The organism is Rhizobium sp. CCGE531 (genome assembly GCF_003627795.1).
Lineage (GTDB): Bacteria > Pseudomonadota > Alphaproteobacteria > Rhizobiales > Rhizobiaceae > Rhizobium.
Window position 1 is genome coordinate 454948 of record NZ_CP032684.1, and the last position, 14989, is coordinate 469936.

Below are 14989 nucleotides of genomic sequence, written 5' to 3' on the forward strand. Positions count from 1 at the left end.
TCGTCGGCAACAGGTGTGCATCAAGCTGTCCTGACTAAAGTCGGCGCGGCGGCATTCTGCGGTGTCGGTCAGTAACAATCCACGACCTCGAACTCACGGAAACAGCGCCAGGACGATCCGATCGGCGGCAGCGACGATGATCAGCGCGATCGCCAACGCCGGCCAGCCGACATAATTCAGGATTAAGGCCGCGCCCAGGAAGAATCCGGCCTCAAGAATCAGTCGTCCGGCCGACCCGATTTCGTATTTCCGTTTTGGGGAGAGGAACGTGCCCCAGACGACGGCGCCCGTCGCGCAGAACGCTATTCCCAACAGTGCTTGCACCAACAATGGCACGGCCAGATGCGCGGCCAATGCGGCAAGCGACGCAAGGATGCAAAGTTCAAGGGCAAATCTTATACCAAGCGCGATCGCTCTCATTCTTCCTCCACGCCGGTCAAACGATGGCTCACTCGTCTTGGCAGAAGCCCGAAGCCGCCAAGAAGGCGGATGATATATTCTCTGAGCTGTTCCTCCGTTTGACCCGCAGGTTCGAGGAGGATTTGATGGAGCAAGGCCCCGCTCAGCATGTCTTGAATGAGATCAGGGTCGAGACCCTCGGGAAGGGCGCCGCTGCCCCGGGCACGCTGGATCAGCACGGAGAATGCTTCCCGGCGAGGACGCAGGACCGCCTCGGAATAGATCGCCTTGAGCTCCGACGAGTCCTCCAGGGCCAGTACGCTGCGTGACAGGCTCCGATAGAGCGGATTGAGCATCTGCCTGGGTACATTCTCGACGAACCAGTCCATCACCTCGAAAATCGGACGCTCGGCCCAATCCGAGAACGTCTCCTCCGCCTGCTCGCGGAGGCGACCCAGGGCTCGGGCAATGATTTCTTCCCTGGATCTCCACCGACGGTAGATCGCCGTCCTGCTGACGCCCGATCGCTTGGTGATCTGCTCGAAGCTCACCGCCCCGAGCCCGCCATCGACGAACAGCGCGAGCGCGGCGTCGAGAATTGCGGCATCGACATCGGGACTTCGCGGCCGGCCGGTCGCAGGGTTCGGGGGTGGGCGCATTGACAAGGCTTCCAAGGATACGATATTGTAGCGTATCGTATCGCACCATAAGTCAGACCGTCAATATCGGAAGCTCAGGGAGCTGCACTGACGCTGGAGGGTGGAGAGCAATGGTGGCAACGGTCCTCACAATCCTCGTCACGATCTATGCCGTCCATGCACTGGCGAAGTTTGGCTTCTTCTTCGTGCTAAGTTATCGCAGCCGCCGCAAGGCGCTCGACCGCGTTTATGCTGGGAAGACGAGCGCGACAAAGACCGCGGATGCCGTTCTTTTGGTGTTTGCGATTATTCTGGCAGGTCTGCTCGGCATCCGGGGCGCTGACCATGTGAGCTTTCTCACGGGTCTCCTTGTAGGAATGACCTTGATACAAATCTACTTCCACCAGTTCTCGGTCCCGCTGTCCTCTGACGAAGCGCCGGAGCCACCGTCCTCGCCAATCAAGATCATGTCGTATGCCATCCAGGCCAGGCCCAGCCGGCCCTGGAAGGAGCTGGTTGTGATCGCGTGCTTGCTCGCGTGGTCGCTCTACGGCGTCGCACATCAGTACGGACTGCTATGATGACGCGCCGGTTGCGATGCGGCGCAACATTCGCGGATTGAACGACACTGCTTCAGGCGATCGCAGCTCGGCTTCCGACCGGATTGCGGCAAGCGTCGCCGGCGACCTGCCGGGCGTCAGTCGCGTGATATGGACAGCCCCGTGAGAAGCGGAGCGTACGCGGCGAGCCTGCGGGATACGAACTCCGTGAAGAGCCGCACGCGCTTCGTCTTGCGTGTCTCCCCCTGTGTGAGAAGCCAGAGCGTTCCGTACATGTGCAGGCCGGTGCCCGGCACCCTCACCAGCAGGGGGTCGGCATCTCCGATGAAGCATGGCAGTGTCGTGATCCCGAGCCCTTGCTGTACTGCAGCGATCTGCGCCTCGCCGTCCGTGACCCTGAACGGAACCCCTGTAGTGCGAACCTCACCCTCGCTGGCCCAATCCGGAATTCCATGAATACTTATGACGATCCACCGGATGGGATCAGCCGCGCCCGCGCGCCATGCGGCTAGTCGATCGCGGGACATGTAGACGCCGCCGAACAGCTCCGGTCCCTTCATGCCGTGAAGATTGAGCGGCAGGGTTTTGCGGTCGTAGACGACCCGGATCGCCACGTCGGCCTCTCGGTTGGTCAGATTTGCCAGCTCGCCTGACGACAGGATTTCCATCTCGATGTCCGGATGCAGACGCGCGAAATCGGCGAAGTCCGGCATGAGCAGGTGTGTCGCGAGGGGTGGAGCCAACGTCACCCGCAGAAGCCCGCGCACGCTTTGGTCGCGCCCGAAGACGCGCGTCTCCAGCTGGTGCGACGACGCTTCCATCTGGTTCGCGAGCTCGAGGACCTCCTCGCCCGCAGCCGTCAGGCGGTAGCCTGAAGGCAGCTTTTCGAACATCTGCGCCCCGAGGCGTTCCTCGAGCTGTGCGATGCGTCGCAGCACGGTCGAGTGATACACCCCGAGGCCCTCGGCGGCAGCCCGCACTGAGCCTCCGCGCGCTACGGCAAGAAAGTAGCGAATGTCATCCCAGTCGATCATGGTGCAATCCTGCACCGCGCGGTGCGCCTTCTTAAGCCGTATCTAGCGCATCGTACAGCAGTACGCGCGGTCATCATAGCTTATGTCGACGAGCTCGGCCCAGTTCCGAACAGCGGACACCGATCGTCGCGGCTGGCGTCAATCGTCCAGCCGGATCGATTTTGCACCACCGATGTGCGCGCTTCCGCACTCAATAACTGACGCCGGCGGACCCATTTCGAGGTTCTCGGAGGCAGATGCTGTCCCGACACCACAAAAGGAGAAGTCATGGGAAAGCTTGAGGGTAAGGTTGCAGTCATCACGGGCGGATCGAGCGGCATGGCGCTGGCGAGCGCCAAGCGGTTCGTTGAAGAAGGCGCCTATGTTTTCATCACGGGCCGGAGCCAGGAGGCGCTGGACGAGGCCGTCAAGCTGATCGCCCGGAACGTGACCGGCGTGCGCGGCGACGCGTCCAATCTCGACGACCTCGACCGCCTGTTCGATACAGTCAAGCGGGAAAAGGGCAAGATCGACGTCCTGTACGCGAGCGCCGGCATGGGCGAAGCCGTCCCATTGGGCGAGATTACCGAGCAGCACTTCGATGCGGCCTTCAACCTGAATGCGCGCGGCACGCTGTTTACGGTTCAGAAGGCGTTGCCGTTGTTCAACGATGGCGGATCGATCTTCATGACCGGGTCAGTTGCTTCGGTGAAAGGTTTTCCTGGTTACAGCGTGTATGCGGCGAGCAAGGCGGCGTTGCGCTCATTCGCACGCACTTGGCTCAACGAACTGAAGGGCAGGAATATCCGGGTGAACGTGCTGAGCCCGGGGCCGATCGCCACGCCGATGCAGGACCAAGTTCTCACCGAGGAGGCGAAGCGGATGTTCGAATCCCTGATCCCGCGGGGAAAGATGGGCCGTCCTGAGGAAATTGCGGCGGTCGCGGTGTTTCTTGCTTCAGACGATTCCAGCTTCGTGAATGGGGTGGAGCTATCTGTCGACGGCGGCTTCTCGGCCATCTGAAATCGCGCCTGATCACGGGAAGCGGCTGACCATCCGGCCGCGCGGAAATCATTCACGGCTCTAAGCGTCAATTAAGGAATTCGAACCGATGACGCGCATCGCTTGGGGCGGCAGTCCGAAGATCAGCGAAACGGATAACCCGGCGCCGTTGAGGCTCGGGGAACCAATATCAACACGGATCGGAGAAGTATCATGAGCTATGCAATTATTGGCTTTGGAGCGGTGGGCCAAGCACTCGCTCGAGCGTTCGCCCGCAAGGAAATCGAAGTCACGGTCGCGAGCCGCCGGCCGCCGGAGGCATTGATGCCGCAGGCTCAAGCGATCGGCCCCACGGTCGTCGCCAAATCGCTGCGGGATGCAGTCGAGGCCGACACAATCATTTTGGCGGTCCCGTTCGGGGAGCATCGCGAGGTTGCGAAGGCCCTCCCGAGCTGGGAAGGCAAGACAATCATCGACGCGACGAACGCATTGGTTTCCTCAGAGGAGCTGGGCGGCCTCCCGTCCTCGGCCTTTGTCGCCAGGGCATTCACCGGCGCCAAGCTCGTGAAGGGATTCAATCACCTGATTGCGGCCAAGCTGGCTGCCGATCCGATCGTCGAGAGCGGGCACCGGGTCATCTTTCTGTCGAGCGACGACGAGGATGCGACCGCTCCTGTGGTGGCCCTGGCCAAACAACTCGGGTTCGCACCCGTCAAGCTGGGAAAGCTCGACGAGGGTGGCGCGCTGGTGCACGCCCGCGATCGCATTTGGGGCCAGCTCATCTTCCAGGATTTGTTCAAGAAGGAGCAGTGATCGAAGGCGTATAGACGCTGTTCGGGCACACCAGGACGATCCTCTTGATGTATACGCCGTATATGTATACGATGTATACATGACGACCAAACAGCAAATCTTCGACGCCGCAAAGCGGCGGTTTGAGCGGGAAGGACTTGCCGGCGTCTCCATGCGCACGATTGCCAAGGACGTCGGCATTACCGCGATGGCCATCTACCGGCACTATCCGGATAAGGAGGCCCTGACGAACGCGCTCATGCGAAACGGCATTTCGGCATGGGAGGAACGGGTACGGGCCATTCAGGAGAGCGACCCCATTCAATGGCTCCATGCGGCGAGCGAAGCATTTCTTGCTTTCGCGCTCGAGGAGCCACGCCAGTACGAGGCTGCCTTCCTTCTACCCGCCACTCAGGCAAGGCGTTATCCGGACGACTTCGCTGCCGGCCGTTCCCCCGCGATCGCCATCCTCCACGATCGCATAGAACACGCCAGGAAATTGGGAATGATCGGCAACGTATCCGCGACGGATATGGGGCTCACGCTCAGCGCGCTTGGCCAGGGATTGGTTTCACTTTACCAAGCCGGCCGCTTTGTCGGCGAACCGGAATTCCGCGCAGCCTACCGTATGGCTATGCTGCATTGCATTCACTCGTTTCTAAGGAACGATTGCCGATGACTGCGATCATATGCGCGCTGCTTGGCGGCGTTCTATTCTTCTTTTCTGTAGAACTGAACACGATATGGCCGTTGATGTGGATCGCGCAGGTGCCGCTTCTGTGGCTTGCCTACGGCCCGGCACGGGCCTGGCATGTGTTCGCCGCGAGTTTTACCGCATATGCGATCGGGCAGCTCAACCTGTTCGAAGCATATTGGCAGATGGCGCCTGAATTCTCCATCGTCATCGCCATAACCGCAGCTATTTACGCAGCGACAATGCTGTTCGCGAGAGCAGCGCAAAGACGTCTACCGGCGACAGCCGCTGTGCTCGGCTTTCCCCTACTTTGGACCAGTGTCGAGTACCTTAATGCACGCATTTCGGCGTATGGCAGCTTCGGTGCGTTTGCTTATAGTCAGGTCCCCGCGCCGGTGTTCATCCAAAGCGCCTCCTTAATCGGCCTGTGGAGCGTCAGCTTTCTTATTTGCGCCGTTGCGAGCGCATCAGCTCTTTTGCTCAGGGAGGGACGCCGCGCAACGGTTCCCGCGATTGTCGTGGCTGTTCTCTTCGTAGCCAATTTGGCGTTCGGTTTGGCGCGACTAGCGGCACCTTCCACCGAAACTGTGCTTGTGGCGGCAATCGGAAATGGCGAAACAAACCTCCCCTCCACCGAAGCCGCGGCGCGAAGAGTTTCACAAGACTACGTCAAGGCAATAACGGTGCTAGCAGCTCAGGAAATACACACCATCGTTCTACCGGAGGAGATAGCTGAGCTTAAGCCCGAATGGCGCAATGCAATCGATGGCTTCTCAAGCACTGCCGAGGCGACAGGCAGCCGTATCGTCGTGGGATATCGGGAGGTCGCGGAGACACCTCGCAACATCGCTTTCACCTTCTCCCGCGACGGCACCGCCCGCTATACAAAACGGCATCTCATACCGGGATTGGAGCCGCTTTCGCCGGGCCTCAGCCCGGGGTTCCTGGGTGCGGGTCGCGCCGTCGCCATCTGCAAGGACATGGATTTCGAGGATACGATTCGGCGGGACGCGCGGCTTGGCATTCGCATTCTGTTCGTGCCTGCATGGGATTTCGGCAGGGATCGCGAAGCGCATGCGAACATTGCCATCATGCGCGGTGTCGAAAACGGCTTCGCGATGGTGCGCGCGGCGCGAAATGGGCTTCTGACAATTACGGACGCGCAAGGCCGCGTCACCGCTCGCGCCACTGCTGATTCCTCCGAATTGACAACGATCGTCGGGTCGGTGCCCGAGGGGCCTGGGCCGACGCTCTATACCCGCATCGGCGATGTCTTCGCTTGGGCCTGTACGGCGGGTGCACTAGTGCTTGCAGCTTGGATATTCAGCCGCTCGCGCGGGCGGCCGCATCGCTGATAACGAGCTCCACAATCGCCAAAACGATGACACCCGATAATCGCCTCGGCAATTGGTCGGTCATTGCCCCTTCGAGACGGCTGACCAGCCAAAGACGCCTTCAGCGGAGAGGGGCCCCCGCGTTCCGTGACACCGGCCCGCAACCTCCAGAATATGATAGCCCGCGGCACCCGGAGAAGGGAATCTGCGCTCTCAAACCAGCATCGACTGCTGGGCGGAGATACCCGCCGTCGCGCCGAGCGATATTGCCGTGGTGACCGAGGCCATCGCTGGATTTGCAAGATCGCCGGCGGCGTAGATGCCGGGTGTGCTGGTTTCGCGGCGTTCGTCGGCCTTGAGGGCAATGCCGAGGGGCGTATTGACCGTGGCGAGGCCCAGTGATTCATGCAGGCTTGCGGACGGCTTGTTGCGCGGATGCGCGAACAGGATGTCGACCGTGACATTGGGGGCGGTATCGAGCTTGACAGTGGCATTATGGCCCCCGTGGCGGGCGATCTCGGTGATCCGGCCATCAACGACAGGTATGTTGCGGCGCGCCAGATCGGCCCGGATATCGGGTGCAATGTCGTGACCATCGGCGAAGACCGTCAACGTGTCGGTCCAATCATGGTACAGCCTGACATAAGTGTGCGACTGCGGCCCGGACCAGACGAGGCCCCAATGCTGGCCGGCGACTTCAAAGCCGTCGCAATAGGGGCAGGGCACGATGGATGTGCCCCAGCTTTCGGCAAAGCCCGGAACATCAGGCATCTGGTCGGCAACGCCATAGCTCAGGATCAGGCGGCGCGCGCCGAAGCTTTCGCCATCGCCAGTGAGGACGGAGAAATTGTCGATGGCGCCGGAGACGCTGTCGGCCCGGGCATTGACCAGCTTGACCGTGGGATAACGCGCCAGTTGCTGCCGCGCCTCAGCCAGAATGTCCAGCGGTGGCTTGTGGTCGTGGCCGAGCAGGCCATGCGAGTGGCCGGCGAAACGATTGCGCGGCAGGCCGGTATCGAGAACGGTGACCTTGCGGCGGGCACGGCCGAGCTGCAGCGCGGCGGCGAGGCCGGCAAAGCTGCCGCCGATGATGATGACGTCATCCATGGTGATAAGCTCCGTGTTGTGTATGGAGGGGGTTGGGCTGAGCCTGACGCGAGATATCGTCCAGCGATACGCGCTCGAGACAGGCAGCGAACAGGGCTCCGGCATCGGGGAGAAAGTCGCCCATGACTGTGTTGACCGGGCGGACAATGCCGCATTCGATATCGCCGGGCGACCAGGGGAAACTTGATGGGGAGGACAGGTTGAAACCTCTTGCACATTTCTGATACTGCATGGTATCGTAATTCAAGAATAAAGATACTGTCAAGTACTGGAATTATCGTGACCGAAAATAGCCAGGGCCGGCGCGGCCGGCCCGCCAACGAGGCGCTTGGCCAAACGATAGCCGACGCCGCGTGCGAACTCTTTGTGGAATTGGGTTTTCAAGCGACGACATTGGACAAGGTCGCCCAGCGAGCGAAGATATCCAAGCTCAGCATCTATCGGCACTTCGAGAACAAGGAGGCGCTGTTCAGCGCGGCCATCGCGGCCGGCTGCCATCAGTTGTTTGCACCACAGACCCTTCTTGAAGGCGCCGACGGTTCGGTCGAAGATCGGCTGATGGCGGTGGGATCATTACTGCTTCGCACGCTGTTGAGATCAGACGTCCGCAGTGTCGAAGCCATGGTCATGGCTGACAAGACGGATGAAAAGTCGTTAGGCAAGCTCCATTACGAAGCCGGCCCTGCTCATGTCATCGCCCAGATCGAGGCCCTGTTGCGTCAGTTGCACGCGAAGGCGGTTCTGAACGTGCCCGATCCTCGCCAGTCCGCCCGCTTGTTTGCCGCGCTTTTCAAAGGATCCGATCTCCTGATGATCGCACGCTTCGATGAGGCGAGAGCAGGGGACGACAACGAAATCGAATCCTATTGCCGGTCGGCCGTCGCCATGTTCATCGCCGCGCACGGTGGCAACGACCACGCGGGCGGATAGCCTCAGCAACTCTCTCGCAACAGCACGAAGTTCATTTTCGTATTCGACGAGGATCTTCTACACCCAGCGCAAAATTGAACTTCACTCCCACTCGATCGTGCCGGGCGGCTTCGAAGTCACGTCGTAGACCACGCGGTTGATGCCGCGGACTTCGTTGATGATGCGGGTCGCGGCGCGGCCGAGGAATTCCATGTCGTAGTGGTAGAAATCCGCCGTCATGCCGTCGACGGAGGTAACGGCGCGCAGCGCGCAGACGAATTCGTAGGTGCGGCCGTCGCCCATGACGCCGACGGTCTGGACCGGCAAGAGCACGGCGAATGCCTGCCAGATGGCGTCGTAGAGGCCGGCCTTGCGGATCTCGTCGAGATAGATGGCATCGGCTTCGCGCAGGATCTCCAGCTTCTCGCGGGTGATGCCGCCGGGGCAGCGGATGGCAAGGCCCGGGCCGGGGAAGGGGTGGCGGCCGATGAAGCTGTCGGGCAGGCCGAGCTCCTTGCCGAGCGCGCGCACCTCATCCTTGAAAAGTTCGCGCAGCGGCTCGACGAGCTGCATCTTCATGCGCTCCGGCAGGCCGCCGACATTGTGGTGCGACTTGATGGTGACCGAGGGGCCGCCGGTGAAGGAAACGCTCTCGATGACATCGGGATAGAGCGTGCCCTGGCCGAGGAAATCGGCGCCGCCCAGTTTCTTGGCTTCTTCTTCGAACGTTTCGATGAAGAGACGGCCGATGATCTTGCGCTTGGTCTCGGGGTCGCTGACACCTTCCAACTCGCCGATGAAGCGGTCGGAAGCGTCCACATGCAAGAGATGCAGATTGTAGTGCTCGCTGAACATGGCGACGACGTTGGCCGCCTCGTCCTTGCGCATCAGGCCGTGGTCGACGAGGATACAGGTGAGCTGGTCGCCGACGGCCTCGTGGATCAGCAGCGCGGCAACGGAGGAATCGACGCCGCCGGACAATGCGCAGATGACGCGCTTGTCGCCGACCTGATCGCGGATCGCCTGCACCGCCTTGGCGCGATAGGCCGACATCGACCAGTCGCCCTTGATGCCGGCGATGTTGTGGATGAAATTGCCGATCAGCTTGGCGCCGTCGGGTGTATGCACGACTTCCGGATGGAACTGCACGCCGTAATATCTGCGCTTCTCGTCGGCGATGAAGGCGTAAGGCGCGTTCGAGGAGGTGGCGACCACTTCGAAGCCATCGGGCAGCGCAGTGACGCGGTCGCCGTGGCTCATCCAGACCTGATGGCGCGAGCCGGCCGACCAGAGGCCCTCGAACAGGGCGCAATCCGTGTTGACGTCCAGGAAGGCGCGGCCGAATTCGCGATGATGGCCGCTCTCGACCTTGCCGCCGAGCTGCATGCACATGGTCTGCTGGCCGTAGCAGATGCCGAACACCGGAATACCGCTGTCGAAGATGATCTGCGGCGCCCGCGGCGAGCCTTCGTCGACGGTCGAGGCCGGGCTGCCAGAGAGGATCACGGCCTTCGGCTGCAGCCGCTTGAAACCGGCTTCGGCGGATTGGAAGGGGACGATTTCGCAGTAGACACCCGCTTCGCGCACGCGGCGTGCGATGAGCTGCGTCACCTGGCTGCCAAAATCGACGATGAGAACGGTGTCTGGATGTGCTGTCTGGGTCATGGCGAGCCTTTAATGAAAAGCGCTTTCCCTGGCAATCGGGCAAATCATGCGAGGGCCGATTTTATTGTCCCGATTGTCCTCGATCTGTTTACTTCAACGCAATTCCAGACGGAAAACCGCACTGCACTTTCCCTGGAATTGCTCCGGTGGTTTCCAGCCTTTTAGAACCAGAATACGCCGTCTTCCAGCGCGGTAAACAGGCCGTCGACGGCGTAGGACAGTTTGCGGTCGATCACATGGAGATATTCCGTCCAGTCGGAAATGCGCTGCAGCTCGATCTGGCCGTCGGAAATGCCGCGCAGGCCGATCAGCGGCAGGCCGTAAATCTGGCAGGCGCGCAGCACCGCGAAGGTTTCCATATCGACCATGTCCGTGCCGATGCGCTCATAGGCCTCCGCGCCGGAGACGATATTGGCACCCGTCGAAAGGCTGCCCTCGGCAATGGTGGGGATGCGCAAGGGCAGTTCGATCGTCGCGGGGAGGTCCAGAAAGGGTGTGCGGCCCTTCTCGAAGCCGAGCGGCGAGGCATCCATGTCGCGGTAGGAAACGGAAGTGACCTGATAGACTTCCGTCTGCTCCAGCTTGGCGGAGCCGGCCGAACCGAGCGAAACCACGAGATCGGGCAGGTCGCCCTGCGCCTCGAGCTGCGCGAAGGCGCGGGTCAGCGCGATGGCCGCTTCGACCGGGCCGACGCCCGTCATCAGCGGATCGACGCGCGAGCGCAGGAAGGGGCCATATTCAGCCTCGGCCGCCATGACGAACAGGATCGATTTGCCCGACACGCGCTTCAATTCAAATTTCATCCGCTAATTCCCTCTCTGCCCCGGATGACCATCATCGTTCCCGTCATCGAGGCAATCAGCTTGGCCGGTCCGTCGCCGATGGCATAGCCGCGGCCGTCGGCGACGATGATCGTCGTGCCGGGCTTGGTGACATCGCCGCGAAACAGGAAGCGCTCGCCTCGTCCCGGCGACATCAGGTTGACCTTGAATTCGATGGTCAGGATCGATGCCGAAGGGTCGATGACGCTGTAGGCCGCAAAGCCGCAGGCCGAATCCAGCGCCGCGGCGATGATGCCGGCGTGCAGGATGCCATGCTGTTGCGTCAGCTTCACATCGAACGGCAGCTCGATTTCCACCGTGCCGTGCTCGACGCGCGTCAGTTCCGCGCCGATCGTCGCCATCGCCGCCTGCCGCTCGAAGCTCGTTCGGATGCGGGTCCGAAAATCGCCGCTGGTCCCCGTATCATCTGGCCCTGTCATGCCGTCCCCTTTCGCGGGTGCGAAATTGGCACGGAGAGACCATTTGGACAAGGGTTATCCGGTGGAAAAGCGGAGGCGTCCCGGCCTACCATGCCGACATCGAATTTCCACGATCGGATTGCCATGCTATCGGAGATTAGGAAGCTGACGGCGAGGGCGAAGATGACGACGATCCTGCAATCGGTAACGGCCTACGAGACCTGGATGCGGGCGCAGCTCGGCGCCGATCTGGTGGAAGTCGGGCTGGCGAAGAAGCACAAGCTGATGAAGGGCGACAGCTTCTCTTTCCTGCGCGGAACCTATTGGCGCTGGGCCGAGACCATCCTCGACATTTGTCCCGACCTCAGGAACGCCCCGCAGCTATTGGCGATTGGCGATACGCATCTCGAAAATTTCGGCACCTGGCGCGATGAGGAGGGACGGCTCGTCTGGGGCGCCAATGATTTCGACGAGGCCGCCGTCATGCCCTATGCGCTCGACCTCGTGCGTCTTGCCACGAGTGCTATTCTGGCGCGTGGCGATGACGGGCCGACGCCGCGCCTCGTTGCCGACAGCATCCTGGCCGGCTATCGCCGCGGCTTGCGGCAGCCGTCTCCGGTCATTCTCGAGCGCGATTACAAATGGCTGCGCAACGCCGTGCTGCTGCCGAATGCCGAGCGCAAGGCTTTCTGGGAAAAATATCGCAATCTGCCGCCGGCGACCGATCCCGTCGCGGACCGCTATCTCAAGGCGTTGCACAAGGCACTGCCGGAGCCGGCGACGGCATTCGAGCCGAAGCCGCGTCTGGCCGGTACCGGCAGCCTGGGCCGTCCACGCTTCGTCGCCTATGTCGAATGGCGCGGCGGGCCGGTATTGCGTGAGGTCAAGGCGCTGCTGCAGTCCGGTTGGTCGCTGAAGCACAATCCATCCGACAAGAAAATCCGCACCGGGATCATCGCCGGCGGTCGGGCGCGTTCGCCTGATCCGCGTTATCAGGTGGACGGCACCTTGCTGGTGCGCCGCTTGTCGCCCAACAGCCGCAAGATCGAAGTCGACGGCGATGCACAGGTGCTGCTATCACCCGATATGCTGGATCTGATGGGCTTCGAAATCGCCAATTGCCATGGCGGAGACGCATCGCTCATCCCGGGCATTCTTGCCGATCTCGATGCCCGAGGTTCGGATTGGCTGCGTGCGGCAGCCAAGGCGGCCACCATCGCGGTCAGTGCGGAACAGGCGGAGTTCGCCAGGAAGGGTTAGACCGGCCAAGAGATCGATCAATGCCCGGCGGCTTCCAGGATCAGGCGGGCGATCGTATCGGGATGCGAGATCAGCGAGAGATGGCTGGCCTTCACCTCGATGGTCTTTGCGCCCATGCGCTTGGCCATGAAGCGCTCCAGATCCGGATTGATCGTCCTGTCCTCGGTGGAAACGGCATACCAGCTCGGCTTGCTGCGCCAGGCGGCCTGGGTGGTCTTGCCCGTCAGCAATGCCTTTTGGAAGGGCTCCTGCACGGCGTAAAGCACCTCGGCCTTCGCCTTGGGCAGGTCGCCGGCGAAATCGCGCAGGAAAGCTTCCTCGGTCAGTCGCCCTTCATCGCCGTCGAACACGATGCCTGCCGAGGCGGGGGGTGTCGGGTATGTCTTGGCGAGCGCCGTATAATCTTCACCGGCATCCGGCGCGCGGGCCGCGACATAGACGAGCGCAGAAACCTTCGGATGCACGCCGGCTTCGGTGACGAGCATACCGGAGAAGGAATGGCCGACGAGGACGGTCGGGCCGTCCTGGCGATCGAGAACACGCTGCACCGACGCGACCGCTTCGGGAAGCGTCGTCAACGGGTTCTGCACCGCCGTACAGTTCAGCCCCTTGGCCTGCAGCCGGGCGATGACCTCGGTCCAGCAGGAGCCGTCTGCGAAAAGTCCATGCGCCAGCACGACGTTGCGGGCCTTCAATGGCGCGGACTTGGCCGTGTCGGAGGCCGCAGCCGGGTTGCTGGCGGCCATGCCGCGCGCGGAAATGAGGGAGGCGGCGGCGCCGGCAACAATGGCGGTCGAGAAATTCCGTCTGGTCATCATCATCATCGTGATCCTTGTGGTGTTGAGGATAAATGCGCACCAGAAAGCCGTCCGCGCCGAATGTCGGAACGGTGAAGCTTCTGAAATCTTGTATGTCTCGGAGCGGCATCTGCCCGAACGAGCGGATCAAATATGCCCGATCTTGTATTCCGGTTCAGCGTCGAGCTTGCCTTGTGTATGCAAAAGCGAGGTTGCTGATTGCCTATGTATTCCATATGGCATTTTCAGTCAATAATTGGATGCGTAACGGTTGCGTGATTGCCAATTTGTATGCAGAAGCGATGAGAGGAGATGCTTTTGCATACAAGTGCTGGTTGATGCGTATTCGCAGCATGACGCCATCATGCAGGCTATCGCGGAGAGAGACGGGGAAATGGCGTCGCGGCGGATGAGGGGCACATGCTGAATGCGACGACGGCGATGCTGCGCTTCGTCGAAATCAACAAGCTGGCTTAGGCAGCGTCCGGATCAGCCGCGGGCGATGCGCACGATGTGCTGGTCCCAGGCGACATCGCTGTGCTCGCCGAGGAAATCGCCGCCATAGGAGGAGACGGCAAAGCCATGGCGGGCCGGCGCGATGCCAGCCGCGTTGGCGATGCTCTCCACCTTCAGCACCTTGCCCGTCTTTGCATCGAGCGTCACCGAGGTCCCTTCGACCGGAGACGTGACGCCGATGCGGTTTTCGGCGCGATTGACGGCGATGGCGCCGACATAATTGCCAAGCGCCCGGGTGGTCTCGTCGGGCAGGGTGACGAAAGTCAGATCCTCGCCCCTCGCGAAATGGCCGACAAGCGGCGGAAGGTCGTTGCGACGGCCTTCATACTGGCAGGCAAACCAGACCCGGCCGCTGGCGTCGATGTCGACATGCCGCGTCGAGACCTGGGCATGCTGTGCCGGCAGCGTGTGCTTCTCGATCAGCCGCCCGCCGGCGGCGTCGATCAGCGTCAGCGACGGCTCCATATGGTCGAGGTTGAGCTTGGTGCGGCCGAAATCCGGATGGGTCTCGATGCCGCCATTGGCGACGATCAGATACTTGCCGTCGTCCGAAACCGTCATGTCGTGCGGGCCGACGCCATAAGTCTCGTACTCGCCGATGCGGGCGAAACGGTTAGAGCTATCATAGAGCCCGATGATGCCGCGATTGTTGTCGAAATCATTCTCGCTGGCATAGAGCAGCCTGCCGTCGGGCGAAAACGTGCCGTGCCCGTAGAAATGCCGCCCCTCTTTGGCGGCAATCACGATCGGCTCGGCCTTGTTCCAGGGATCGAAGATCATCGCATAGGTGCCGGGACGGCGCGCGAAGGCGACGGTCTTGCCCGTCGCCTTGGAAAAGGCCATGCCATGGGCACGCGCGGGCAGCGCGACCTGATCGATGATACGCCCCTGTTCGGTCACCGTCGCCACGGCAAAGGAGCCGTCGGCGGCGCGCATGCCGGAGGCATAGACGGCATCGGCTCGCTCCAGCGCCATCAAGGCACCGGGCTTGAGCGCCGCAAGGAAGGTTACACCTGCACCTCTAACGAACGCTCTTCGGTCAATGAGGCCGCTGCGCATCGCT

16 protein-coding genes and 1 pseudogene are annotated in these 14989 nt (G+C 61.7%); 8 read left to right on the top strand and 9 right to left on the bottom strand.

All coding sequences use genetic code 11. The features are described 5' to 3' along the window. Window positions 1–93: 93 nt before the first annotated feature. Both CCGE531_RS02245 and CCGE531_RS02250 read right to left on the bottom strand, forming a co-directional pair. Window positions 94–420: a YrdB family protein gene (locus tag CCGE531_RS02245; RefSeq protein WP_120662723.1), complete on the bottom strand. Its 327-nt coding sequence runs from the start codon at window positions 418–420 to the stop codon at window positions 94–96. Continuing rightward, window positions 417–1058, bottom strand: a complete 642-nt coding sequence (locus CCGE531_RS02250) for a TetR/AcrR family transcriptional regulator (RefSeq protein ID WP_120662724.1) — start codon at window positions 1056–1058, stop codon at window positions 417–419. The genes CCGE531_RS02245 and CCGE531_RS02250 overlap by 4 nt, the downstream gene beginning before the upstream one ends. Window positions 1059–1168: 110 nt before the next feature. On the opposite strand from CCGE531_RS02250, the gene CCGE531_RS02255 reads away from it, so the two are divergent. Then, a complete protein-coding gene (locus CCGE531_RS02255; protein ID WP_120662725.1) occupies window positions 1169–1618 on the top strand; it encodes a hypothetical protein in 450 nt (149 codons plus the stop codon). Window positions 1619–1734: 116 nt separating this feature from the next. On the opposite strand, the gene CCGE531_RS02260 is transcribed toward CCGE531_RS02255, so the two are convergent. Beyond that, complete coding sequence (locus CCGE531_RS02260) at window positions 1735–2631, bottom strand: LysR family transcriptional regulator (RefSeq protein ID WP_120662726.1); 897 nt, start codon at window positions 2629–2631, stop codon at window positions 1735–1737. 267 nt (window positions 2632–2898) lie between these two features. Here CCGE531_RS02260 and CCGE531_RS02265 point away from each other — a divergent pair, with 267 nt between their 5' ends. From CCGE531_RS02265 to CCGE531_RS02280, 4 genes are all read left to right on the top strand, one after another. Further along, on the top strand, window positions 2899–3633 hold the full coding sequence (locus CCGE531_RS02265; RefSeq protein WP_120662727.1) for an SDR family oxidoreductase: 735 nt from the start codon (window positions 2899–2901) through the stop codon (window positions 3631–3633). 192 nt (window positions 3634–3825) lie between these two features. After that, window positions 3826–4425: an NADPH-dependent F420 reductase gene (locus CCGE531_RS02270; RefSeq protein ID WP_120662728.1), complete on the top strand. Its 600-nt coding sequence runs from the start codon at window positions 3826–3828 to the stop codon at window positions 4423–4425. Between the two features lie 79 nt (window positions 4426–4504). Then, a complete protein-coding gene (locus CCGE531_RS02275) occupies window positions 4505–5083 on the top strand; it encodes a TetR/AcrR family transcriptional regulator (protein WP_120662729.1) in 579 nt (192 codons plus the stop codon). After that, window positions 5047–6453, top strand: a complete 1407-nt coding sequence (locus CCGE531_RS02280; protein ID WP_162943836.1) for an apolipoprotein N-acyltransferase — start codon at window positions 5047–5049, stop codon at window positions 6451–6453. The genes CCGE531_RS02275 and CCGE531_RS02280 overlap by 37 nt, the downstream gene beginning before the upstream one ends. 192 nt (window positions 6454–6645) lie before the next feature. Here CCGE531_RS02280 and CCGE531_RS02285 read toward each other — a convergent pair whose 3' ends face one another. Next, window positions 6646–7539, bottom strand: coding sequence for an NAD(P)/FAD-dependent oxidoreductase (locus CCGE531_RS02285; RefSeq protein ID WP_120662730.1), 894 nt, complete (start codon window positions 7537–7539; stop codon window positions 6646–6648). 279 nt (window positions 7540–7818) lie between these two features. Here CCGE531_RS02285 and CCGE531_RS02295 point away from each other — a divergent pair, with 279 nt between their 5' ends. Then, on the top strand, window positions 7819–8469 hold the full coding sequence (locus CCGE531_RS02295) for a TetR/AcrR family transcriptional regulator (protein ID WP_120662732.1): 651 nt from the start codon (window positions 7819–7821) through the stop codon (window positions 8467–8469). An 81-nt stretch (window positions 8470–8550) separates the two neighbouring features. Here CCGE531_RS02295 and guaA read toward each other — a convergent pair whose 3' ends face one another. The 3 genes from guaA to CCGE531_RS02310 all read right to left on the bottom strand — a co-directional run bounded on the left by guaA (window position 8551) and on the right by CCGE531_RS02310 (window position 11374). Further along, window positions 8551–10113 (bottom strand): glutamine-hydrolyzing GMP synthase, encoded by a 1563-nt coding sequence (guaA, locus tag CCGE531_RS02300; RefSeq protein WP_120662733.1) that lies wholly within the window; start codon window positions 10111–10113, stop codon window positions 8551–8553. A gap of 161 nt (window positions 10114–10274) precedes the next feature. After that, window positions 10275–10916: a 5'-methylthioadenosine/S-adenosylhomocysteine nucleosidase gene (locus CCGE531_RS02305; protein WP_120662734.1), complete on the bottom strand. Its 642-nt coding sequence runs from the start codon at window positions 10914–10916 to the stop codon at window positions 10275–10277. Then, window positions 10913–11374: a PaaI family thioesterase gene (locus CCGE531_RS02310; RefSeq protein ID WP_120662735.1), complete on the bottom strand. Its 462-nt coding sequence runs from the start codon at window positions 11372–11374 to the stop codon at window positions 10913–10915. Before CCGE531_RS02310 ends, CCGE531_RS02305 begins: the two co-directional genes overlap by 4 nt. Before the next feature lie 162 nt (window positions 11375–11536). Here CCGE531_RS02310 and CCGE531_RS02315 point away from each other — a divergent pair, with 162 nt between their 5' ends. Then, entirely contained in the window at window positions 11537–12613 is a 1077-nt protein-coding gene (locus CCGE531_RS02315; protein ID WP_120666402.1) for a DUF2252 family protein, read from the top strand. A 17-nt stretch (window positions 12614–12630) separates the two neighbouring features. On the opposite strand, the gene CCGE531_RS02320 is transcribed toward CCGE531_RS02315, so the two are convergent. Further along, a complete protein-coding gene (locus tag CCGE531_RS02320) occupies window positions 12631–13434 on the bottom strand; it encodes an alpha/beta hydrolase (protein WP_120662736.1) in 804 nt (267 codons plus the stop codon). A gap of 325 nt (window positions 13435–13759) precedes the next feature. On the opposite strand from CCGE531_RS02320, the pseudogene CCGE531_RS34720 reads away from it, so the two are divergent. After that, window positions 13760–13887: pseudogene (locus CCGE531_RS34720) on the top strand (GntR family transcriptional regulator); the annotation flags it as partial. 12 nt (window positions 13888–13899) lie between these two features. Here CCGE531_RS34720 and CCGE531_RS02330 read toward each other — a convergent pair. Continuing rightward, complete coding sequence (locus tag CCGE531_RS02330; protein WP_120662737.1) at window positions 13900–14985, bottom strand: DUF1513 domain-containing protein; 1086 nt, start codon at window positions 14983–14985, stop codon at window positions 13900–13902. Window positions 14986–14989 lie beyond the last annotated feature (4 nt).